Consider the following 23,025-nt stretch of genomic DNA (forward strand, 5'->3'; position numbering starts at 1 on the left):
TCTGTTTAAGCTTAATAATTGAATTAACATGACATCAAATGATAAAAAGAACTTGTTTAATTTAGCGAGCCCGATACAGTTTTTAGCATTGGGGTTTGGTAGTGGGTTAGCACCTAAAGCGCCGGGTACTTTTGGAACGCTTGCCGCGATTCCTTTGTATTTAGTGCTTATAAACTTTTCCACACTGTTTTATGCTTTGGCTACCATTTTGGTTTGTATTGCAGGTGTCTATATCTGTGGTAAAGCAGCAGATGAGCTAGGTGTGCATGACCATCCTGCGATAGTTTGGGATGAAATTGCAGGCTTTCTTATTACTATGTTTATGGTTCCTTTTTCAATAGAAAGCCTTATTTTAGGTTTTTTACTTTTCCGTTTCTTTGACATTATTAAACCGTGGCCAATATCATTTATTGATAAAAAACTCCAAGGTGGCTTTGGCATTATGTTCGATGATATTTTGGCAGGACTCTTTGCTTTAATTGTGATGCAGTTTGTTTTTTAAGCCATTTGCTACACAATCTGAAAAATTTGTTAATTTAAATTGATATTATTGAATCAGATCAATAGTAATCCTGAAAGTTATACGCTATTTTTATTACAGGGTAATGGAGAATAAAGTGAGACTTTATATTGATTTTTTCTTCTTTGCCCTCAGTTCTATATTAAGTGGTTAATCCCACTCAATTAAATAGCATTAGAACACTAAGTAACCGTTTAAAAGGAATACCTATGAAAATAAATCTTTCTGGTCATCATGTAGAAGTTACTGATTCAATCAAAGAACATATCGAGGAAAAATTTTCAAAAATAGCTAGCCATTTCCCAACATTAATTACTTTAGATGTGATTATTTCGAAAGTTCATAATAAGCACCAAGTAGAGCTAACCACAAATTACGAAGGCGGTCGAATATCAGCTACAGGAAGTGATGATGTTATGTATCCTGCAATTTCTTCAGCTGCTAAAAAGCTTGATGCGGCGTTAAAGCATCGAAAAGGGCAATTAAAAGCAAATTTACATGCTAAACCAGATACGACAACCCCAGATATAGCTCATGAGAAAGTTCAAGAGATGAATTTAGTTTAGTCTTAACATTAGATATAAAAAACTGCGATTATCTCGCAGTTTTTTTTTGCCTTTAAATTATAGTTACCTAACATTTTCTAGATATTAATCTTAATTAAAAAGTCTCTATTGATAAAGAGTTGTGTCATAATCATACAAGTTCGACACTGTATCATTAAAAGGAAAAATATTGATGTTTAAGCATTCATTTAAACAGGTAAATATCGCTTCAGCGCTTTTCGTTAGCTTTTTATCGATAAGCCTGTTTTCTTGTGGTGAAGCACAAGAAAAAGTAGAAATGCCAGCACCAGCAGTATCTGTTTACCAAATTAGTACTGAAGAAATTGGCTCTTACCGTGAGTTTGTAGCAAGAACCGAGGCTTCAAGAGAGGCGAATTTACGCGCTAGGGTTGAAGGCGAGTTGCTTGAACGTCACTTCAGAGAAGGCACTTTAGTAAAAGAAGGACAAATACTGTTAAAAATTGACCCAGCAGAATATAAGGCTGCATTAGCATCCGCTAAAGCTGACTTGAATAGCAAACTCTCGGGTGAAGATAATGCAGTTAGAAACCTAAAGCGCGCAAAAGAATTAATTGAAGATGGTTACATTTCACAATCAGATTTTGATAGGTTAACCACTGAAGAATCTCAAGCTAAAGCAGGAGTCAAATCTGCAAGAGCCGCATTAGAAAAAGCTGAGCTTAATTTAAGCTACACCACAATTAAGGCACCATTTACAGGGCGAATAGGTAAGGTTAACTATAACGTAGGTAACGTTGTTGGTCCTTCAAGCGATGCATTAGCAACATTAACACTGACAGATCCTATGTATGTTAGTTTTCAAGTTGAAGAGAGCCTTTATATCTCCTATTTACAATCACATCAAAAAACTAGGGCCGCAGAGGATGTTGAACTAAACATATCAATTCGTTTGCCAAATAACTCAGAATACCCACATGAAGGCCAGTTGGATTTTGCTGATACAAGTATTGAGCAAGGAATGGGAACAGTGGAGTTAAGAGCTGTATTTGATAACCCAAATGGCATCATTCTTCCTGGTTTATTCGTCACACTCATTGCTGAAAGCAAGCAAAAGGAAACTATGGCGTTAATTCCACAGGCTTCAGTTCAAGAAGGGCAACAAGGTAAATTTGTTCTAGTTGTAGACGAGCAAAGTACTGTTAAGCAGCGTCATGTTGTTTTAGGCCGTAGAATTAATGCTATGTGGGTTGTAGAAGAAGGGTTGAAAGCTGGTGAGAAAGTTATCATTGAAGGATTGCAAAAAGTAAGACCAGGAATAGAAGTGCAGGGCATTGAAAAGTATGTTGATGCGATTACTGGGACTATAAGCGATGAAAAACCGTCTGACTTACCGTCAAGTGCTAATGAGTAAAGGATAATTTGATGATTAGTAAAACCTTTATACATCGTCCTAAGTTTGCCTTTGTAATTTCTATTGTTATTTCTATTGCTGGTCTGATTGCTATGGGCGTATTGCCTGTAAATATGTACCCTGAAATTACTCCCCCGCAAGTACAAATAGCTGCTGTCTACCCAGGAGCAAGTGCTCAAGTAGTAGAAGAGTCTGTTATTCGACCTATTGAAGAGCAAGTTAATGGTGTTGAAGATATGCTCTATATCGAATCTTCAGCCAGTAATAATGGTGCCGCTATTATTACCGTATTTTTTAAAGTGGGTACTGATGGTGATATTGCTCAAGTTAATGTGCAGAACAGAGTTGCACTAGCTACGAGTTCATTGCCATCCGAAGTTACGCGTCAAGGTGTCGACGTAAAGAAAAAATCTAGCAGTATGTTGCTAGGGGTAAACTTATATTCTGATCAACCTGGAATCAACCAACTCTTTTTAAGTAACTATGCGACAAATTATTTAGTTGAGCCTTTAGGGCGGATTAACGGCGTTGCATCGGCTGAAGTTATGGGTGAAATGACCTACAGCATGAGAGCATGGTTGAACCCAGAACGAATGTCATCTTTAAATGTAACCGTTGCAGAAGTACAACAAGCATTACAAGAGCAGAATATGATTGTTGCTGCGGGTAAGTTAGGCTCAAGCCCAACTCTTCCAAATCAACAATTTGAATATTCAATTCAAGCAAAAGGGCGCTTAAAAACACCTGAAGAATTTGGTCAGACAATTATAAAAGCGCAAAAAAATGGGAACTTTGTGCGATTGGTTGATATTGCTCGATTAGAGCTCGGTGCGGAAGATTACTCAACACAAGCAAGGTTAAATGGAAAAGAAACAGCTTTCTTGGTTATTTATCAATTGCCTGATGCTAATGCGACTGAAGTCGCAGATTTAGTTAAGCAGGAAATGGCAAAGCTTTCTGAGCGTTTTCCTGATGGTTTAGAGTATGTCATTCCTTATGATACAACAGAGTTTATTGATCGCTCTATTGCAGAAGTAAAAGTAACATTATATCAAGCGGTAGCGCTTGTTGTTCTTGTAGTATTTTTGTTTTTGCAAAACTGGCGAGCAACAATTATTCCTACATTGGCAATACCGGTATCGTTAATCGGTACCTTTGCCTTTATGCTTTTAATGGGATATTCAATTAACACCATTACTTTATTTGGTTTAGTGCTTGCTATCGGTATTGTCGTTGATGATGCCATCATTGTTATTGAAAATGTTGAACGTATCTTAAAAGAAGAAAAACTGCCGATTAAAGAAGCTGTTACAAAGGCTATGGAGCAAGTTTCAGGGCCAATCATAGCTACAACCTTAGTGTTACTTGCCGTGTTTGTTCCTGTAGGGTTTATGCCGGGTATTACTGGTGAGCTATATAAGCAGTTTTCTGTAACAATATCTTTTGCTGTAATAATTTCTTCAATTAATGCACTGACATTAAGTCCTGCGCTATGTAGTGTATTGCTTAGTGCCGAAACAATGAAGCCAATCAAGTGGTTGCAACCTTTTGAACGAATCATTATTAATTCAACCGCAGGCTACAGTAAAGTTGTATCATTTTTTCTAAAACGTGTGGCTCGTGTTGGTATTTTTGTTGTAATCGTCTTTATAGGTGCAGGTTTGTTGACTAAAACAGTGCCTACAGCATTTTTACCTGATGAAGACCAAGGTTACTTGTTTGTTGATATTCAATTACCAGATGCTTCTTCAAGTAATCGAACACAAACCGTGTTAGATAAAATTACCCCTATTATTACTAATGATGAGGCGGTTGAAGATTTAATTACCGTCTCAGGTTTTTCACTGTTAGGTGGTGCTGGTTCGAATAATGGTTTAGCAATTATTACTCTGAAAGATTGGGAAGATAGAACTGCACCTGAGCTTGGCTTAAGGCAGTTAATACCTCGATTAATGGGGCAATTATGGACAATGCCTGATGCACAAATTATGGTGTTTAACCCGCCGCCAATCCCTGGTTTAGGTAATAGTTCAGGCTTTGAGTTTAAACTTCAAGACAGTGAGGGTCGTGATCCTGCACAGCTTGCGCAAGTGATGAATGGCCTTATTTATGAAGCGAATCAGCGTCCAGAACTAACAAGGGTATTTAGTACTTACAGAGCCAATGTACCGCAATACTTTTTAGAAGTTGATAGGAATAAAGCTAAAGCACAGGGTGTTGCTTTGTCAGATATTTTTGTCACGTTACAGGCACAATTAGGTTCTTTGTATATAAATGACTTTAGTCAGTTTGGTAGAACGTATCGTGTGACTATTCAAGCAGAAACTAAATATCGTAAAGAGCCTTCAGATTTGCGTTATTACTATGTTCGTAACAATGATAATGAAATGGTTCCATTAACGACTTTAGCTAAACTTACCCCGATATTAGGGCCAACGACGATAAGTCACTTTAATTTATATCGTAGTGCGAGTATTACAGGTCAAGCAATTGAAGGTTACTCCTCAGGTCAAGCGATTCAAGTCATGGAAGAGTTAGCAGATAAATTACCTCAAGGTTTTATTTATGAATGGGCAGGCCAGTCTAAACAAGAAATTGAAGCGGGTGATTTAGCACCAGTGATTTTCGGTTTAGCTATTGTATTTGTGTACTTGTTTTTAGTCGCGCAGTATGAAAGTTGGAGTATACCGTTTTCTGTGATTTCAGCTGTGCCGTTAGCATTGTTTGGCGCGATGTTAGCACTTTATACTGTTGGTTTAGCTAACAATATTTATGCTCAAGTAGGTTTAGTCTTACTTATAGGGCTATCGACTAAAACAGCAATACTTATTGTTGAGTTTGCCATGGAGCAACGCGCTGCTGGAGAAACTATATTTAATGCGGCATTAATTGCAGCTAAAATGCGTTTTAGAGCGGTATTAATGACGGCTTTCTCTTTCATTCTTGGGGTGTTACCGTTAGTGTTCGCAACTGGCGCAGGTGCAGGAAGTAGGGTTTCTCTTGGTATCACGGTATTAGCTGGAATGATTTCAGCGACTATATTAGGTACTCTGCTGGTTCCGTATTTTTATATGCTAGTACAGCGAATGCGTGAAAAATTAAAAGGGCAAACTGAAGCTTAATTAAACTTCATTGCTAAAAAACGCTTAGTGAGAGCTAAGCGTTTTTTTTGTCTAAACTTTTTAGAAAACTAGCGTTATTAAGCCTTTTCTTCGGTAATAGGCTGTTCTGCTGAGGGAGTAGTGAACTCTTTTTGCTGCTCTTGTGCGATTCTAGCGCGCTCAGCTTTTGAAATATATTTTGGCTTATTACTTTTGTGTAGTTTAGCGTTGGCTTTTTTTGCTTTCAATTTCAGTGTATTTTTAATTTTCTTCTTTCTGTTCATTTTATTCTCTTGATTTTCAGCTAGCTTGATTAAGCGAATTCATTGCTGAGTATATTCTTGGCACAATTACGTTAAGTCAGTGACACTTTAAAATTTAATTCATTAGAGTATATAGCACTTTGCTGCTATTATGCGCGCAAATAGTTGCTCATAAAAGTCATGAGCTAAAAAACTTAGGAATATCCATGAGCAATAGTGCCAGCAATAATAAGTCATTTTCATCATTAACTTTAGATAATGCATTGGTTAGTAACCTAAAATCATTAGCGTATCATGAGATGACTCCTATTCAGGCTCAATCATTACCAGATATGTTGGCAGGTAAAGATGTCATTGGCCAAGGTAAAACAGGCTCAGGAAAAACAGCAGCTTTTGGTTTAGCATTGTTAAATAAGTTAAATGTTAAACGTTTTCGTATTCAGTCTATGGTGTTATGCCCAACAAGAGAGCTTGCCGACCAAGTCGCGAAAGAAATTAGAAAGCTTGCCAGAGCTATTCATAATATAAAAGTTCTGACTTTGTGTGGCGGCACACCTTTTGGTCCACAAATAGGTTCATTAGAGCATGGCGCACATATTATTGTTGGTACGCCAGGTAGAATAGAAGAGCATGTGATTAAAGGGACATTAAACCTTGATGATTTGAATTTACTTGTATTAGATGAAGCTGACAGAATGCTTGAAATGGGCTTTCAAGCAGCCTTAGATAATATAATTGATAGAAGCCCTACACAAAGACAAACATTGTTATTTAGTGCAACTTATCCAAAGCAAATCAAAGCAATTAGTGACAGCATTATGACTGATCCTGTTATGGTTGAAGTTACTTCAACTGATGAAAAGTCAAATATTGAGCAGAAGTTTTTCAAAGTAGAAGATGATGAACATCGTTTAGGTGCATTAAGGTTATTACTACTTGATAATCAAGTTGATTCAAGCGTCATATTTTGTAATACCAAGAAAGAAACTCAGCTCGTTGCTAGCATGCTCCATAGTGATGGTTTTAGTGTGCTTGCTTTACATGGTGATTTAGAACAACGAGATAGAGATCAAACCCTATTACGCTTTGCCAATAAAAGTGCGGCAATACTGGTTGCAACCGATGTAGCCGCGAGAGGACTAGATATTGATAATTTAGATTTGGTGGTAAATTATCATATTGCCAGAGATAGTGAAGTGCATGTTCATCGAATTGGTCGAACAGGCAGAGCTGGAAATAAAGGTTTAGCTTTTTCACTATTTAGCGATAAAGAAAGCTATAAAGTGGCGTTATTAGAAGACTACTTAGAGAAAGTTATTCAACCTGAGTTACTGCCTTCGAACGAAGTATTATCCTTGCCAAGGCCTAGCGCTAATATGGCAACCATTCAAATTGATGGCGGTAAAAAGCAGAAAGTGCGTCCTGGTGACATTTTAGGGGCATTGACAGGTGATAAAGGCATTAATGGCAATCAAGTCGGTAAAATTAACGTCTTTGACAACAAAGCTTATGTTGCGGTTAGGAAAACTGTTATAAAACCTGCGTTAAAAAAATTAGCCAATGGCAAAATGAAAGGGAAGAGCTTTAAAGTGAGACATTTAGTCAGTTAACCTACTTTCTATGAAAGTCGCTTATCAACAAAAAATTGAGGAAGGTGAGCTTGATATTGATACGGCTCAGCTTCTTGCTGTTGAGGCATTAGATAATTTAATTCATGATATTGAACAGCATGATAAAGCTGTTCAAACGCCTACTTTTCCTTTTTCATCGTTAAAAACTCGTTTAAGCAGTTATTTTTTTAGTCACAGCATTTACCCTGAAGTGAACACCCCAATAAAAGGACTATATTTTCATGGGCGTGTAGGTCGAGGTAAAACCATGTTAATGGATTTGTTTTACCAAAAATTAACAACTCCTCGTAAAAGGCGTATTCACTTTTATCGCTTTATGGCTGATGTCCATCATCAGCTGGCAATAATTTCAGCCAGAGATAAGCATAAAATAAATCCTTTAGAGAAAATTGCTAAGCGCTGGGCGCTAGACGTGCAAGTGTTGTGCTTTGATGAGTTTTTTGTTGCTGATATTGGTGATGCTATGATTTTAGCAGGCCTGTTTGAAGCCTTATTCAATAATGGTGTTATTATTGTGGCCACATCAAATTGTCATCCTGAGAAACTTTATAAAAATGGACTTCAACGAGAGCGCTTTATCCCGACAATTGAACAAATTCAAAAACATTGTCATATTATTTCAATTGATGGTGATACCGATCATCGATTAACTCATGATGAAACTGATATCGACAAACGATATTTTTCAGTGGCGGAGCAAGGTAATAAAAAGATAGCACAGTATTTTAATTCACTAATGTTGAGAGAAGAAAATATTGAGCACAACCACTGTATTGAAGTAAACAATCGTGAAATTAAATTTATATGTCGTACAGGAAAGTTAATTTGGTTTGATTTTTTCGATTTATGCTCAGGCCCAAGAAGTCAGCTTGATTATATTAATATTGCCAATGAATATCAGATTGTTTTCATCAGTAATATCCCACAATTTAGTGGTAAAACTCTCTCTAAAGTGGCTTCAGGTGTAGAAGATAGTTATCAAAGAAAAGGTCATTTCTTGGATCAATTACAGGCACTTGATGATGAAGCAAGGCGTTTCATCGCTTTAGTTGATGAGTTTTACGATAGAAACATTCAGCTGATAGTCAGTGCAGCAGTGCCTATTGACCAGTTATATAAAGGGCAAGAGCTTGCTTTTGAATTTGCTCGTTGTCAATCTCGTTTGCATGAAATGCAATCAATAAATTATTGACCAGTATTTAGTGTTTTTGACTAATTACTTTTATTCTCGCTGCAATGGAATATTACTATTTTTACTTATTATGTTGATTTTGCAGTGTTTTTATTTTTGGCATCACTTTTGATTGTAATTAAAGTCAATTAAGTTAATTGCAATAATTAACTACAATTTTTAAATGCTAAATAAGCTAGGATTATCATATGAAGACTTTATCAAACAGCCGTACATTATTTAATAAATCGATTGTAGTAGCAACTTTAGCAGCCACATTAACTTCAGGCGCTGTATTTGCACATGACTCTTCATGTAATGTTGAACTAGATACAGGTTTTCGTATTGATAAAAGCACTATTGCATTTTTAGATAAGCATGATGAAACAATTTATAAAATAGTCGATAACAATGAGCTGATTGTTCAAGGTGAAGCAGTAGAATTAAATGACTCACAGCAGCAATTAGTCAATGAATACTCAACCAGTATTAGAGCTATGGTACCTGAAATACAATCTATTGCTATTGAGGGCGTTGATTTAGCGGTAACGGGAGTAAACTTAGCGTTTAATGAATTACTAGGGGAAGGTAATGATATTGCGACAGAGTTAACACGTGAATTAACCTTGGTTCGTGAAGATGTATCTACCAAGTTTTCTGAGGAGCACGGTTTTACTATTGGAGAAAATGGCATCAATGATGGTGAGTTTTTTGGTGAAGAATTTGAAGAGCGGATTGAATCGGTAGTTGAAAAAGCCGTGATGAATTCTATGGGAACTTTATTGGTTGCAGTAGGACAAGAAATGCTATTCTCAGGCGGTGACACAGATGCCTTTGAAGCCCGGATGGAAAATTTCGGTGAAAATATCGAGCATCAAATGGAAGCACGTGCAGAAAAGATAGAGGAAAAAGCAGAGGCATTATGTGATTCAGCGTTAGCAATAGATATGTTAGAAGAGAAAATGAAATTAAGTATTGATGAATTATCAACAATAAATGTTATTTCGACTAACTCAAATAACCATGATGCTCATGATAAAAAAGATGAACAATTAATGTAATATAAAAGAAGTAGAGTGTTCTCAAACGTAACTAAACTCAACTTTAAGGCCTATCACTGGTATAATTGATAGGCCTTTTTTTATTTCACTATTTTTATGCACGCAGTTCATCATTTATATCAATATCGTAAAAGTTTAAGTACAACCACATACAAAGCAAGAGGACAAAGGGTCATCCGTTGTGAGTATTGCCGATTAGCAAAGCGTTTTTGTATATGTTCTTTGGCACCAAAGCATGCATGTAATACTCTGCAGTCTAATGCTGGTTTTTTATTGCTAATGTATGATACGGAAGTACTGAAACCGAGCAATACAGGTAAACTCATTGCTGATATTATCCCAGACACATATGCCTATTTGTGGTCTAGAACTCAAGAAAACCAAGAGTTACTGGCATTATTGAATGATGAAAAGTGGCAGCCTATGATTATATTTCCGAGTGAATATGCAAGTGCGGAAAGAAAAGTACAAACGAATAAGGTTGTTTGTGAAAAAGGAAAAAAACCATTATTTATCATGCTCGATGGCAGTTGGCGAGAAGCAAAAAAAATGTTTCGTAAAAGCCCGTATCTAAATAATTTCCCATTGGTTAGCTTTGATGCGAAAACCTATAAAGAATCGCATGACACTCAACAATCGCCTGTAGGCGAAGACTCGAGATATACAGTGAGAAAAACAGAGTTAGAGCACCAATTCTCAACGGCTGATGTCGCTGCCAGAGTTTTAGATATGCTTGGTGAGAAGCAAAATGCCAAATTACTTGATTTATGGTTTGATGTTTTTAACTATCAATATCAAAAAAGTGTCTGCCAACGTAATAAGGGCAACCCCAAAGCACTTGAGAACTATCAGGCATATATAAACACATTAAGCTAAACGTAAAATATTTTAGCGTGCATTACTAATGCTCTGGCAGTAGGAGTGCTTTTTGATCACTAACCAGTTGCTTTAAGTATTGCCAAACGGTATTTACGTGAGATAGCCTTTTACTTTCAGGGTGAGTTACTAAATATAGGCTTCGCATGACGTTTACTTCATTAGGGCACAATTTGATCAGAGAGTTATCCTGTTCAGCGAGGAAGCAGGGAAGTATGCCAATACCTAAACCGCTTTTTATTGCGGTGTATTGGCTAGTAATACTGGTACTTTGAAAGTGAGGTTTAATATTGGCATCTAGCTCTTTTAAATAGGATAACTGCTCAGTATATAACAAGTTATCAACGTAACTGATCCAGCGATAACTTGAGAACTGTGATGGATCTATTCGTCCCATTACTTTATCTAAATAGCTTTTATGTCCATAGAGCTGCAGCTGATAATCACATAGTTTGCTTATAATAGTTGAGGTGTTTTTAGGTTTTTCTACAGCTATTGCAATATCAGCTTCATTCCTGCTGATTTTTATATTACGGGCAAAATGTAAAAGTTCGACATTAATGTTGGGAAATGATTGTTGAAGTTCAATTAAATGTGGGGCAATGAAGAAACTACCAAAAGCCTCGGTGACCCCAATCCTAACTTGTCCGCTATTATGAATGTTATCGCCAGTTATGTTCTTTAGCGCTTGATTGGCATTAAGTTCCATTTGCCTAGCATATTGTAATAGTTTTTCGCCATCTTGTGTTAGCTTATGACCTTCAACCGTACGCTCAAAAAGTTTAGTTGATAATTTTTCTTCGAGCTTATGCACTCGTCTAGAGAGTGTAGACGCATCAATGCTGAGCCGCTTAGCCGCAGTTGATAAACGCTCACTTCTGGCAACTTCTAGAAATATTTTTATATCATCCCAATTCATGGTGCAATAATACATAAATAATGTGCCATTTGCAAAAATGCAAAGTATGTTGCGCTTATGTTTATTGTGGTTGAGAACTATACAAACTACCTTAGATAGATAAATAAATTAAATACTATATTACTATTAATTGAGGCTGCTATGACTATTAAAGAAGTTCCACTGATTATTGGTGGGGAAAAAGTTCGTTCTAAATCAGATACCTGGTTAGATGTATTAAACCCAGCAACGCAAGAAGTTGTCGCAAGAGTGCCTGTAGCTACTACTGAGGAAGTTGCTGCTGCTGTTGCCTCTGCGCAAGAAGCCTTTAAGTCTTGGTCTAAAGTGTCACTAACCAATAGAATGCGTATTATGTTGAATTTTCAACAGTTGGTGAAAGAGCATACACAAGAGCTAGCAGAGCTAGTTACCTTAGAGCACGGTAAAACATTACCCGACGCAGAAGGTGAAGTGGGTAGAGCATTAGAAGCGATAGAGAATGCTTGTTCGGTAACGCGCTTACAGTTAGGTGAAATGGCAAATAATGCTGCTACGGGTGTTGATACTTATACACTTAACAAGCCTTTGGGTGTTGGTTTAGGTATAACCGCGTTTAACTTCCCATTAATGTTACCAGCCTTTATGTTTCCTCCGGCAATTGCTTGTGGCAATACCTTTGTATTGAAGCCGTCCGAGCAAGATCCTTCTTCAACCATTAGATTTGTCGAGCTTGCTCTTGAAGCGGGCATCCCGGCTGGTGTGTTAAATGTTGTTCACGGTGATGCTAATGTTGTGAATCAATTAATTGAAAGTGAAGAAGTTAAAGCTGTTTCATTTATTGGCTCAACAAATATAGGTACTAAAGTATATAATCACGCTGCTAAGCATGGCAAAAGAGCGCAATCAATGATGGGGGCTAAGAACCATATGGTTATTATGCCTGATGCCAATAAAGATCGTGCGATTAATGATTTGCTTGGTTCAGCATTTGGTGCAGCGGGTCAACGCTGTATGGCTAACCCTGTAACAATTTTGGTTGGCGAATCTCGGAAGTGGCTTCCTGAAATAGCAGAAAGAGCTAAGTTAATGAAAGTTGGACCAGGAACACAACGTGATGCTGATTTAGGACCAGTGGTTTCACCACAAGCAAAAAACCGAATCGTGAATATTTTAAATTCAGGTGTTGAACAAGGTGCAACATTATTAGTTGATGGCAGAGATTGTCAGGTTGAAGGTTATCCTGATGGTAACTTTGTTGGTCCAACACTATTTACTGATGTAACCACCGATATGGATATTTATACACAGGAGATTTTTGGGCCTGCATTATGTGTACTTGAAGCCGAAACGTTAGACGAAGCTATTGAAATTATTAATGCAAATCCAAATGGTAATGGTACTTCAATATTTACTTCATCAGGTTGGGCTGCTAGAAAGTTTGAAAATGATATAGATGTGGGTCAGGTGGGTATTAATGTACCTATTCCAGTACCAGTTGCTTATTTCAGCTTCACAGGATCAAGAGGTTCAAAATTAGGTGACTTAGGACCTAATGGTAAACAAGTGATCAGTTTTTGGACTTATACTAAATCTGTTACTGCACGTTGGTTTGAACCAGATCATCAAGATGGTTCGACCATTCATACAACAATCAGTTTAAAATAGTTATTTTGATATTGTAAATAGCTAAAGTACTTAAACGATGATGTAAATAAAAATGGTCACTAAAGAGTGACCATTTTTTTGAGGTTTTGTAATGTTTATTGTATTAAAAAACTAGTTACTAGTGGAGTATTCTTGCTCTTATCGTACCATCAATTGCTTTAAGTGATTTTAAAGCTTGAGTGCTATTTGATGTTTCAATATCAATAACCACATAGCCAATTTTATCATCTGTCTGTAGATACTGTGCAGCAATGTTAATATTGTGCTCAGCAAAAGCTTGGTTAATTTTGGTTAATACACCCGGCTGGTTATGATGAATATGCAATAATCGACTGATACTTGCCTCACCCGGCACAAAATGCTCAGGCAATGAAACTTCTGGGAAGTTTACAGCAGATAAGCTTGAGCCGTTATCTGAGTATTTAGCTAGTTTACTTGCTACTTCAAGGCCAATATTCGCTTGTGCCTCTTTAGTGCTACCACCAATATGTGGTGTCAAAATAACATTGTCAAAAGCACGAAGAGGGGAAATAAACTCTTCATCATTACCTTTTGGCTCAACTGGAAATACATCGATTGCTGCACCAGCGACTTTTTTGCTACTCAAGGCCTCACTTAAGGCATCAATATCGACAACAGTACCACGAGAAGCGTTGATGAATATTGCACCATCTTTCATGGCGGCAAACTCACTTGAACCGATCATGTCTTGAGTTTGAGTTGTTTCAGGTACATGCAAGCTAACAACGTCTGCTTCAGCCAGTAGAGCTGGTAACGAAAACACCTGACTTGCATTACCCAAAGGTAATTTAGTTTCAATATCATAGAAGCGAACTCTCATACCAAGGGTTTCTGCAAGTATTCCTAATTGAGTACCAATGTGGCCATAGCCAATAATACCTAATGTTTTTCCTCTGGCTTCAACTGAGCCTGCGGCTGATTTGAACCATTCACCACGGTGAGCTTTTGCACTTTTCTCCGGAATACCACGTAGTAATAGTAGCGTTTCACCAAGAACGAGTTCAGCAACTGAGCGTGTGTTTGAGAATGGTGCATTAAACACAGGAATACCTCGACGTTGTGCCGCGCCGATGTCTACTTGGTTTGTCCCGATACAAAAACAGCCTATGGCAACAAGTTTTTTGGCATGGCTTAATACTTCATCAGTTAATTGGGTTCTTGAGCGGATACCAATGAAGTGCACACTGGTGATTTTTTCAATTAATTCTTCTTGGGAAAGTGAAGTCTTTAAGTACTCAATATTGGAGTAGCCTTTATGTTTCAACTCTTCCAATGCGCTTTCATGGACTCCTTCGAGTAATAAAATTTTTATTTTGTCTTTCGCTAATGAATTTTGATTCACATTGTTCATAAGAATAGGCTTCACTGGTTGTTTCTTAGTAGAAATAATTATTAAGGTTGAGCTAAATTTATCTATTTAGCAATTCACTTTAGATGTCTAGATATCTAAAGTGAATTAAACATAGCATATAGAATATAAACTCTAAAGTGAAAATTTGCTATATGTTAGATAATTATGCTAAAAAATTGGTTTTTATTGTGTGGCTTTGATTTTATTTAATAATATCAACGCCTTGTGCTGAACCCAGTACTAATATATCTGCACCTCGCTGGGCGAATAAGCCATTAGTTACCACTCCAACAATGGAATTTATAGAATCTTCAAGTGCTTTAGGATCAACGATACTCATATTGTGAACGTCTAAAATAACATTACCATTGTCAGTAACCACACCTTGTCTGTAAACAGGGTCTCCACCGAGTTTTACTAATTCTCGGGCGACATAGCTTCTAGCCATAGGAATTACTTCTACCGGCAGTGGGAAGTTGCCTAATACTTTTACTTGTTTTGAGTCATCAGCAATACAGATAAACTTTTTGGCAACAGCAGCAACGATTTTTTCCCGTGTTAATGCAGCTCCACCACCTTTTATCATACTCATATGTTTTGTTATTTCGTCTGCCCCATCGACATAAACATCAAGAGTATTAATGCTATTTAAGTCAAAAACTTCAATACCGTGTGCTTGCAATCGCTTGGTTGATTCTTCTGATGAAGAAACTGCACCGTTAATGTTATGTTTTATGGTAGCTAAAGCATCGATAAAGTGATTAACGGTTGAACCTGTTCCAACACCAACAATAGTGTCATTTTCAATGAAATCTAATGCTTTAACAGCTGAGGCTTTTTTCATTTCATCTTGAGTCATTACGCTACCCTTAATAGTAATATTTTGTTTAAGCGAATTTAAAATGTTCTAAGTAATTAAAGTGAGAAGGCACTGTTTGTTTACTTAATTTGTGGCAGGCGATTATATCACCGTCAGTTAATAAAGCCATTGCCAACAATGATTACTTACTAAGAACTTTCGTTTGCAGTTTTTTTGTTGGGGTAATAATTTCAGGAAGTGGAATGTCCCAACACTCTACAGGTATTTGCTCTACTTCTTGGCAATCATGTGCAAGTCCAATAGGGTAGTAATTGGCACTTTTAGTTGAGTTGTTATACCAGCTTGATAATGTTCTGTCGTAAAAGCCTCCTCCCATACCAAGCCTTGCACCATTTTTATCGAAGGCAACTAGCGGCGTAAATATGATGTCTAACTTTTTACTGGGGCAAACGTCAATAACATTAAGCTTAGGTTCGTTAATGTTAAATTTGTTTTTTATCAGCTCTGTATCGCTTTTATAGCGCAAAAAGAGTAGGTTATGCTTATTAAATGGGTGAATGACTGGTAAATACACTTCTTTTTGTTGTTGCCAGCACCACTCAATGAAAGGATGAGGGTCTAACTCACCGTCGTTAGTTAAATAAATAGCGATTCGCTTAGCTGATAGTACATTAGGATGACATGTAAGTTGCTTGGTCAAGTTTTGGCTTGCTTGTAATTGACTTGCATTAGTAAGCTGATTTCGCTTACTGCGAATGCTTTTACGTAGTGTGGTTCTTAAGTCTTCAGTCATTTCATTAATTACGGGTATAAAAAAAGCTGGTAGAAGTCTACCAGCTTTTATCAATCTTTAAATATTAGATTTTAAATTAACTATGCTGCTTAGATACACCTTCGTGTGTTGCAGTTACTTCTAATTCTTCTTCTAATTTTTCTTCTATGTTATCAGTGTGAGTACCTTCAGCGCCATGCATCCAGTCAACTAACTTGCCACTGATCATGTACATAATGATACCTGAAACAATTGCAGTAATAGCAATGCCAGAGAATATAGCTAAAGCATTATTCGCAGCTTCATTACCTTCACCGATAAATGAACCAACAAAGGCTGCAACTTTGTTTGCAAGTGCAGTAAAGAAGAACCAAATACCCATTAACAATGATGCAAGGCGAAGAGGAGCAAGCTTAGTTACCATTGATAGACCAATAGGAGATAAACATAATTCACCTAAGGTATGGAATAAGTAAGCTAAGATTAACCAAATCATAGAGGTTTTTACGCTAACATCACCACCTTGTTGTAATGTAGCACCAATCATAAAGAAGAAACCAACAGCTAATAAAATTAGAGCTAAGGCAAACTTAACTGGGGAAGTGGGTTCATTATCGCCCATTTTTACCCATACGGATGCAATGATAGGAGCAAAGATAACGATAAAGATAGCATTAACAGATTGGAACCAACTCGCTGGTACTTCAAAAGCACCAATCATTCTATCGGTATATTCGTTTGCAAATAAGTTCATTAGACCGCCGGCTTGTTCGAAACCAGCCCAGAAGATGATAGTAAATACACCCATGATAAAGATAACCTTTATACGGTCTCTTTCTTCAGCTGTTAATGGTTCTTTCTTATCAGATGTACTGTTTTTAAGCGCTAATTTGGCTGCGGGCTCAACACCGATATCACCCAAATATTTTTTACCAAATGTAAGTTGCATAATGACACTGATAACCATACCAACACCAGCTGCAACGAAGCCATATTGCCACTCGCCTTTTTCAGCGATAGTACCAACAATTAATGGTGCAATTGCAGCACCTAAGTTAATACCCATATAGAAAATTGTAAAAGCACCATCACGACGATGATCACCTTCATTATATAAGTCACCTACCATGGTAGAGATATTTGGCTTAAATAAACCATTACCACAAACAAGTAATGCTAAGCCTAAATAGAACATTTCAAGTTCCATGCCTTGAACATATGCGTGTGGTGTACCTAAAGCAAATTGCCCAAGCGCCATTAAGACACCACCGATAATGATAGAACGTCTTTGTCCTAATATGTTATCAGCTAACCAACCACCAATGAGCGGTGTTAAGTATACAAGCATGGTAAATGTACCATACAAGCTTAAAGCGTCACCACGAGTGAAGCCTAAACCACCACGCTCGACTAAATCTACTAGATAAAGTACTAAAATTGCGCGCATACCATAGTAACTAAAGCGTTCCCACATCTCTGTACCAAATAAAAGGAATAATCCTTTCGGGTGGCCTAGAAATGTTCCAACATTAGGTTTGTTCATATAATTATCCTAAATTTTATAATTCTTGCGTAATCTGCATTGACAAAATGCATTAATTCAATCGAAAAAATGAATCTAGTGAGCTGTTATACCTGTGTGAGTAGGTAAAGGCAAGTCTGACTTCTAATCAATAGCTTAAAAGTATAAAACATTGTAGAGAAATCTTTCCTATAGAATCTAGAAATATAATCGCCATGATTTTATGTCATTTATATGTCGCTAATATGAAAAGGTAAACCAATGAATATTTTGAGAGCCTTTGTTGTTCAGTTGTAAATATGCTGATAAACTTCGTGGCTGCTTTTATCGTATTGGTTTGATTATTTTTTAATAAGACTTATTGATGCGATCAGTTTCATGTATTACAGGAAGACTTTGAGTTGATGCTTAAACTTTTACTAAGAAGAAAAAATCATTTAATCGATAACTTTTCGTTGAGTTTCGTGTTCATTTTGTTAATAAGTTTTTCTATGATTTTACCTGCAGATGCAATGCAAGTAAGTCAGCAGCAAATAGAACAATTCAAAAAACTCCCTGCGGCACAACAAGAAGCGCTTGCAAAAAGTATGGGGGTTGATATCAACACTATACGCAAGCAACTTTCTCAAAGCGATTCAAGTTCATCTGCAATTGAACCAACAGGATCTTACCCCAGAGGGACTAAGTTTGATGCGCAAGGAAATCCTATGTTTCCTGAGCAAGATGAAGCTGAAGAAGATGAATTAATTAAAGAGTTAAAGCCATTTGGCTATGAGGTTTTTGCAAATGCGCCACAGACATTTGCACCGACAATGGATATTGCTATACCCGCTGATTATATTGTTGGGCCAGGTGACCGTATATCTGTCCAAGTTTTCGGTAAAGAAAATAGAGAAGCTGAGCTTGAAGTGACTCGAGAAGGTACTATTATTTTTCCGAGCTATGGGCCTTTTAACGTAGCAGGTCTAACATATGCAGATATGACTCGCTTACTAAAAGCTAAAATTAAAGAAAAAGTTATTGGTGTTGAAGTAATTATTGGTATGGCAGAATTGCGTTCAATGCGTGTTTTTGTTTTAGGTGAAGCGCATAAGCCAGGCCCCTATACCTTGAGTTCGTTATCTAGTATCACACATGCTATTTTCGCTGCCGGTGGTATCAGTGAGATCGGTTCGTTAAGAAATATACAACTTAAACGGGCAGGAAAGCTTATAAAGACCCTTGATTTGTATGACTTGCTGATAAAAGGGGATTCAAGTGATGATATGTTACTTCAATCAGGCGATGTTGTTTTTGTTTCACCTGTAGGGAGTCGTGTAAGCATTGAAGGTGAGGTTAGACGTCCAGCAATATATGAACTTGTTGATAGTGATGATTTTCAAAATGTCGTCTCTATGGCTGGTGGTTTACTGCCTTCAGCATTCGCCAAATCAACGATTGTCGAGCGATTTAGTCAGCAATCTTTAAGAAGTGTTATTAATGTTGATTTATCTCAACCAGCTGATTTAGCTAAATTAGTGCAAGCTGGTGATGAGATTAGGGTATTAAAGTCATCAAGTATGTTTGATAAATCGATTACTTTACTGGGTGCAGTCAGTCGACCAGGAAAATACCAATGGCATCAAGGTATTAAAGTGACCGATATCCTTAAAGGTATTGATTCACATTTTCTTGCAGATGCAGATTTAAACTATTGCTTAGTTATTCGCGAAATTGATTTAGCTAAAAATATTGAAGTATTGCAATTTGATATAGTTAAGGCGTTATCAAGCTCAGCTTCCCAAGATAATATTGAGTTAAACTCAAATGATAAAATTGTGATATTTTCACGACTTTCCAAAATGACAACCTCAAATATAGAGCTAGATAATTTAGCTTACACTCAAGATGAGTTAACAAGAAAAGAGCAACAATTAGCTAAAGATTCCTATAAAACCAAACAGTTTTGGGAAAAGTATGGTGATGAAGAAAGTATTGAAGCATTTACTTTAGAGCAACAAGCGGCAGCAGAAACTGAAAAATTATTAAAGCAATCTATTGAACAAATGACTGGTGGTGAGCTTGAAGAAGAAGTAGATATTCAGCAGCTAGCACTATTTTCTAGACAACGTTTATTAATTCCTATTATTGAAAAGCTTAAGCAGCAAGGTAGAGCTGGGGCGCCGATTCAATTAGTTGAAATTGATGGTGCAGTAAAATTTCCAGGAATATACCCGTTAACTATCAATGCTAAAGTTGATGATCTAGTTGTAGCTGCTGGAGGTTTGACCGAATCAGCTTATTTAGCAAAAGCCGATATTACACGAAATAAACTACAAAATAAGAGTGTTGTAAAAGAGTCGCTTGGAATTGATTTAGGGAAGGCATTACAAGAAGATGGTACAGAGAACATAAAACTTATTTCAAAAGATCGATTGAATATACATCAAATTCCTGCATGGAGTGAAAACCACGTGGTCGAGCTTCGTGGAGAGTTTGTCTTCCCAGGAAAATACACCATCCGTCGTGGTGAACGCTTATCTGATTTGATTGAGAAAGCAGGTGGCTTTACTTCTTTTGCTCATCAAGAAGGCTCTGTTTTTACGCGTGTGCAACTTAGAGAGTTAGAACAGCAAAACTTATTAAAGTTGACTGCTGACTTGCGTATTGAAATGGCATCAAAGTCATTGTCTGATACCGATTATTCCCAATCTTATGCAGAAGTACAGAAGATGTTAGCAGATATGGCTAAAGTCCAGCCAGTTGGTCGTTTAGTTGTAAATTTACCTAATGTCATAGAAGAAAATAATTATGATATTTTATTAGAAGATGGTGATGTGCTCTATGTACCCACTAAGAAAAATTCAATCAATGTTATTGGTCAAGTACAAGTGACATCATCACATATTTATGATGAAAACTTATCTGCAGAAGATTATCTGGCTAAAAGTGGTGGCACCAAGAAACGAGCAGATAATGATAGGATATATATCATTTCAGCAAATGGCAGTATTAAAATGATGGAAAGTGCCAACTGGTTTGCAAGTGATGCTAGTAGTAATATGAAGCCCGGCGATACTGTAGTTGTACCATTAGATGCGGAATATATGAACAATTTGTCACTATGGACCAGTGCAACGACAATCATGTATAACACTGCCGTTGCTATCGCAGCTATAAGTGGAATATAGACGTTATCAAGCAGATAAATAAAATAGCTAAAGAAATCGATAAGGCAATGCTATTGATTATATGCAATACTCGTCTAGAGTTAAGTGATTATTAATTAGGTATCTTATTTAAAAACTGTTTAAATTGTATTAAAAGTGTTTGTTTTTGGTAGTGATTTAGAGTTATACATTTACTTTTACCTTGTTTAGCTTATAATACGGAAAAATTTGCTTTATTTAGAGCAGATACTCCATTGATGTTGGATAACATAACTAAAACTGCTTGGATGATGAATGTATATTCTTGCGACAATCATAACTACTTTTTTCTTTGCTTTTTTTGCAATTAAGTTTTTTAAACCAGTAGCCATAGAAGTTGGTTTAGTTGATAAGCCAAGTGCCAGAAAGTTGCATGATGGCAACATTCCACTTATTGGCGGTATTTCTATTTTTCTCGCTGTTTTAGCTGCAAGTTTACTATGGTTACCAAACACTCTTGAATTACGCATGTATTTGATAGCATCTGCTATGATGGTATTTATAGGTGCGCTTGATGATAAGTTTGATCTTCGAGTTAGAGTACGTATAGTCGGTCAAATAATTATCGCAAGCCTTATGATATATGGCGTTGGTGGCTATATTGAGAACTTAGGGAACTTGTTTCAATTAGGTAATATCTCCCTCGGTCCCTTTGGTATTGTTTTCACTTATTTATCTATTATCGTGGTAATTAATGCTTACAATATGATTGATGGTATAGATGGATTAATTGGTAGTTTAAGTATTAATACCTTTGTTTCTATTGCCATTTTATTCTTAATGAGTGGTCAAACTGATTATTTAAGCTACCCCTTGATACTTGCGACAGCCACATTACCTTATTTAATGTTCAACTTAGGAATATTTAAGCAAGAAACTAAAAAGATATTTATGGGCGATGCTGGTAGTATGTTTGTTGGTTTGAGTGTTATATGGTTATTGACAATGGGAACTCAGGGAGAGCAAGCTTCTTTTAGGCCTGTAACAGCATTGTGGATATGTGCTATACCGCTAATGGATATGCTAGCTATCGTAGTACGCCGATATAAAAATGGCAAGTCTCCGTTTAAACCTGACAGAGATCATTTACACCACTTACTACAAAGAGCAGGGTTGAGTGCAAAACAAACATTGGTAGTTATTTCTTTAGCTGCAACTTTTATGTCGTCAATTGGTTTAGCGGGCGAGCACTTCATGGTTAATGAAACTTTACTTCTCATGGGCTTTTTATTGATGTTTGTTTGCTATGTTTCTGCTATCAGAGTAATTTCTAGAGTAGGTAAATAAATTATTCAGATTAAGATCTGAAAAACTAATCACTACAAAAATATCGAGTCCGTAATGTCTTCATTATGGACTTTTTATTTATATCTCTTGTATTCTTTACCACTTCATTTTATTTATTAATAAACATTAAACTATCCATAGAATACACTCATCTATGATACCGGTGACTAAAAGCTTTATTATTTAGTGAAATATAAGGAAACTGAAATGTTGACTCTCACACTTAGTAATGAAGTTCGCTAACTTATTTTCTATGAAGTTTTTTGAGCAGCTATCCATTAACCAGACTATTTATATGGGTATTGTTTCTGTGTTGATCTAAATCAAATCTTTTAACTAGCTCGTTGCTATACTGCGAAAGGTAAAATATTCATAATAGTGTTTGCTAATAGCAGCACCTAGAAAGAGAGCAGTAATTTGTGGAAAATATCGTAAATATCAGAGATAAAATAAATAACGATAACAAAGAAAAACCAATTGTTTATTCATGTTCAGGTTGCTCTAACTTGGCACAAATGGCGCATAACATCTCTTTAAACCTCGATGGTGATGGTATCGCTGAAATGTCATGTATTTCAGGTGTGATCGGCAAAGTCCCACCCATTTTAGAGCTTGCTAAGTCAGGAAGAACTATCATTGCCATCGATGGTTGTGATTTAGGGTGTACAAAGTCATGCCTTGATGCAAGTGGTTTAAATACGGATCATTATTTTAAAATCAGTGAGCTAGGTTTTGATAAAAGAAGTAAATGGAATGATTCTTTAACTGAAAACACTATTGCAATGAAGAGTATTTATGATGAGCTTTTTAAAGCGGGTATTACTTTTCCTAGATGAGATATTCTAAAGACCTGTGTTGTCCTGATATAGGTTGACACTTTTTTCTAAAACGCCTGATGAATTTCATCAGGCGTTTTGTATTTTAAGGCCATATGAGGCCT

18 protein-coding genes are annotated in these 23,025 nt (G+C 36.6%); 12 read left to right on the plus strand and 6 right to left on the minus strand.

The genetic code is table 11. From position 1 onward, the window contains the following. Positions 1-28 precede the first annotated feature (28 nt). From EPA86_RS05830 to EPA86_RS05845, 4 genes are all read left to right on the plus strand, one after another. Complete coding sequence (locus EPA86_RS05830; protein WP_140602476.1) at positions 29-502, plus strand: phosphatidylglycerophosphatase A family protein; 474 nt, start codon at positions 29-31, stop codon at positions 500-502. 227 nt (positions 503-729) lie between these two features. After that, on the plus strand, positions 730-1,086 hold the full coding sequence (gene hpf / locus EPA86_RS05835) for a ribosome hibernation-promoting factor, HPF/YfiA family (protein ID WP_140602477.1): 357 nt from the start codon (positions 730-732) through the stop codon (positions 1,084-1,086). A 172-nt stretch (positions 1,087-1,258) separates the two neighbouring features. Then, positions 1,259-2,458 carry an efflux RND transporter periplasmic adaptor subunit gene (locus tag EPA86_RS05840; protein WP_140602478.1) on the plus strand — a complete coding sequence of 400 codons (1,200 nt, stop codon included), beginning with the start codon at positions 1,259-1,261 and terminating at the stop codon, positions 2,456-2,458. 11 nt (positions 2,459-2,469) lie between these two features. Beyond that, positions 2,470-5,580 (plus strand): efflux RND transporter permease subunit, encoded by a 3,111-nt coding sequence (locus EPA86_RS05845; RefSeq protein ID WP_140602479.1) that lies wholly within the window; start codon positions 2,470-2,472, stop codon positions 5,578-5,580. Positions 5,581-5,657: 77 nt separating this feature from the next. On the opposite strand, the gene EPA86_RS05850 is transcribed toward EPA86_RS05845, so the two are convergent. Continuing rightward, positions 5,658-5,843: a DUF2986 domain-containing protein gene (locus tag EPA86_RS05850; RefSeq protein ID WP_140602480.1), complete on the minus strand. Its 186-nt coding sequence runs from the start codon at positions 5,841-5,843 to the stop codon at positions 5,658-5,660. Positions 5,844-6,028: 185 nt separating this feature from the next. Between EPA86_RS05850 and dbpA the strand changes: the two genes are divergently transcribed. The 4 genes from dbpA to EPA86_RS05870 all read left to right on the plus strand — a co-directional run bounded on the left by dbpA (position 6,029) and on the right by EPA86_RS05870 (position 10,561). After that, positions 6,029-7,432, plus strand: coding sequence for an ATP-dependent RNA helicase DbpA (gene dbpA / locus EPA86_RS05855; RefSeq protein WP_140602481.1), 1,404 nt, complete (start codon positions 6,029-6,031; stop codon positions 7,430-7,432). Between the two features lie 10 nt (positions 7,433-7,442). Then, a complete protein-coding gene (zapE, locus tag EPA86_RS05860; protein ID WP_140602482.1) occupies positions 7,443-8,645 on the plus strand; it encodes a cell division protein ZapE in 1,203 nt (400 codons plus the stop codon). Positions 8,646-8,833: 188 nt separating this feature from the next. Further along, a complete protein-coding gene (locus tag EPA86_RS05865; RefSeq protein WP_140602483.1) occupies positions 8,834-9,685 on the plus strand; it encodes a DUF2884 family protein in 852 nt (283 codons plus the stop codon). Between the two features lie 96 nt (positions 9,686-9,781). Beyond that, the gene (locus EPA86_RS05870; protein WP_140602484.1) at positions 9,782-10,561 is read left to right on the plus strand and encodes a tRNA-uridine aminocarboxypropyltransferase; all 780 of its coding nucleotides are present in this window, start codon (positions 9,782-9,784) and stop codon (positions 10,559-10,561) included. A gap of 25 nt (positions 10,562-10,586) precedes the next feature. On the opposite strand, the gene EPA86_RS05875 is transcribed toward EPA86_RS05870, so the two are convergent. After that, positions 10,587-11,495, minus strand: a complete 909-nt coding sequence (locus tag EPA86_RS05875; RefSeq protein WP_140602485.1) for a LysR family transcriptional regulator — start codon at positions 11,493-11,495, stop codon at positions 10,587-10,589. A 126-nt stretch (positions 11,496-11,621) separates the two neighbouring features. Here EPA86_RS05875 and EPA86_RS05880 point away from each other — a divergent pair, with 126 nt between their 5' ends. Beyond that, on the plus strand, positions 11,622-13,124 hold the full coding sequence (locus EPA86_RS05880; RefSeq protein WP_140602486.1) for a CoA-acylating methylmalonate-semialdehyde dehydrogenase: 1,503 nt from the start codon (positions 11,622-11,624) through the stop codon (positions 13,122-13,124). A 118-nt stretch (positions 13,125-13,242) separates the two neighbouring features. Here EPA86_RS05880 and serA read toward each other — a convergent pair whose 3' ends face one another. The 4 genes from serA to EPA86_RS05900 form a co-directional block, all read right to left on the minus strand. Next, positions 13,243-14,487: a phosphoglycerate dehydrogenase gene (gene serA, locus EPA86_RS05885; protein WP_140602504.1), complete on the minus strand. Its 1,245-nt coding sequence runs from the start codon at positions 14,485-14,487 to the stop codon at positions 13,243-13,245. 211 nt (positions 14,488-14,698) lie between these two features. Continuing rightward, complete coding sequence (rpiA, locus tag EPA86_RS05890; protein ID WP_140602487.1) at positions 14,699-15,355, minus strand: ribose-5-phosphate isomerase RpiA; 657 nt, start codon at positions 15,353-15,355, stop codon at positions 14,699-14,701. Positions 15,356-15,497: 142 nt separating this feature from the next. Next, positions 15,498-16,109, minus strand: a complete 612-nt coding sequence (locus EPA86_RS05895; RefSeq protein WP_140602488.1) for a 5-formyltetrahydrofolate cyclo-ligase — start codon at positions 16,107-16,109, stop codon at positions 15,498-15,500. Positions 16,110-16,185: 76 nt separating this feature from the next. Beyond that, positions 16,186-17,631 (minus strand): peptide MFS transporter, encoded by a 1,446-nt coding sequence (locus tag EPA86_RS05900; protein WP_140602489.1) that lies wholly within the window; start codon positions 17,629-17,631, stop codon positions 16,186-16,188. 470 nt (positions 17,632-18,101) lie between these two features. Here EPA86_RS05900 and EPA86_RS05905 point away from each other — a divergent pair, with 470 nt between their 5' ends. From EPA86_RS05905 to EPA86_RS05915, 3 genes are all read left to right on the plus strand, one after another. Continuing rightward, complete coding sequence (locus EPA86_RS05905; protein WP_246058279.1) at positions 18,102-20,780, plus strand: polysaccharide biosynthesis/export family protein; 2,679 nt, start codon at positions 18,102-18,104, stop codon at positions 20,778-20,780. 273 nt (positions 20,781-21,053) lie between these two features. Beyond that, positions 21,054-22,085: a UDP-N-acetylglucosamine--undecaprenyl-phosphate N-acetylglucosaminephosphotransferase gene (gene wecA / locus EPA86_RS05910; RefSeq protein ID WP_140602491.1), complete on the plus strand. Its 1,032-nt coding sequence runs from the start codon at positions 21,054-21,056 to the stop codon at positions 22,083-22,085. A gap of 419 nt (positions 22,086-22,504) precedes the next feature. After that, a complete protein-coding gene (locus EPA86_RS05915) occupies positions 22,505-22,921 on the plus strand; it encodes a putative zinc-binding protein (RefSeq protein WP_211664908.1) in 417 nt (138 codons plus the stop codon). Positions 22,922-23,025: the final 104 nt, after the last annotated feature.

The organism is Litorilituus lipolyticus, assembly GCF_006439335.1.
GTDB lineage: Bacteria > Pseudomonadota > Gammaproteobacteria > Enterobacterales > Alteromonadaceae > Colwellia > Colwellia lipolytica.

Bases quoted from the DNA above. Each gene is read 5' to 3' on its own strand.
- EPA86_RS05830 (WP_140602476.1), top strand. From the start codon at position 29: ATGACATCAAATGATAAAAAGAACTTGTTTAATTTAGCGAGCCCGATA.
- hpf (WP_140602477.1), top strand. From the start codon at position 730: ATGAAAATAAATCTTTCTGGTCATCATGTAGAAGTTACTGATTCAATC.
- EPA86_RS05840 (WP_140602478.1), top strand. From the start codon at position 1,259: ATGTTTAAGCATTCATTTAAACAGGTAAATATCGCTTCAGCGCTTTTC.
- EPA86_RS05845 (WP_140602479.1), top strand. From the start codon at position 2,470: ATGATTAGTAAAACCTTTATACATCGTCCTAAGTTTGCCTTTGTAATT.
- EPA86_RS05850 (WP_140602480.1), bottom strand. From the start codon at position 5,843: ATGAACAGAAAGAAGAAAATTAAAAATACACTGAAATTGAAAGCAAAA.
- dbpA (WP_140602481.1), top strand. From the start codon at position 6,029: ATGAGCAATAGTGCCAGCAATAATAAGTCATTTTCATCATTAACTTTA.
- zapE (WP_140602482.1), top strand. From the start codon at position 7,443: ATGAAAGTCGCTTATCAACAAAAAATTGAGGAAGGTGAGCTTGATATT.
- EPA86_RS05865 (WP_140602483.1), top strand. From the start codon at position 8,834: ATGAAGACTTTATCAAACAGCCGTACATTATTTAATAAATCGATTGTA.
- EPA86_RS05870 (WP_140602484.1), top strand. From the start codon at position 9,782: ATGCACGCAGTTCATCATTTATATCAATATCGTAAAAGTTTAAGTACA.
- EPA86_RS05875 (WP_140602485.1), bottom strand. From the start codon at position 11,495: ATGTATTATTGCACCATGAATTGGGATGATATAAAAATATTTCTAGAA.
- EPA86_RS05880 (WP_140602486.1), top strand. From the start codon at position 11,622: ATGACTATTAAAGAAGTTCCACTGATTATTGGTGGGGAAAAAGTTCGT.
- rpiA (WP_140602487.1), bottom strand. From the start codon at position 15,355: ATGACTCAAGATGAAATGAAAAAAGCCTCAGCTGTTAAAGCATTAGAT.
- EPA86_RS05895 (WP_140602488.1), bottom strand. From the start codon at position 16,109: ATGACTGAAGACTTAAGAACCACACTACGTAAAAGCATTCGCAGTAAG.
- EPA86_RS05900 (WP_140602489.1), bottom strand. From the start codon at position 17,631: ATGAACAAACCTAATGTTGGAACATTTCTAGGCCACCCGAAAGGATTA.
- EPA86_RS05905 (WP_246058279.1), top strand. From the start codon at position 18,102: ATGATTTTACCTGCAGATGCAATGCAAGTAAGTCAGCAGCAAATAGAA.
- wecA (WP_140602491.1), top strand. From the start codon at position 21,054: ATGTATATTCTTGCGACAATCATAACTACTTTTTTCTTTGCTTTTTTT.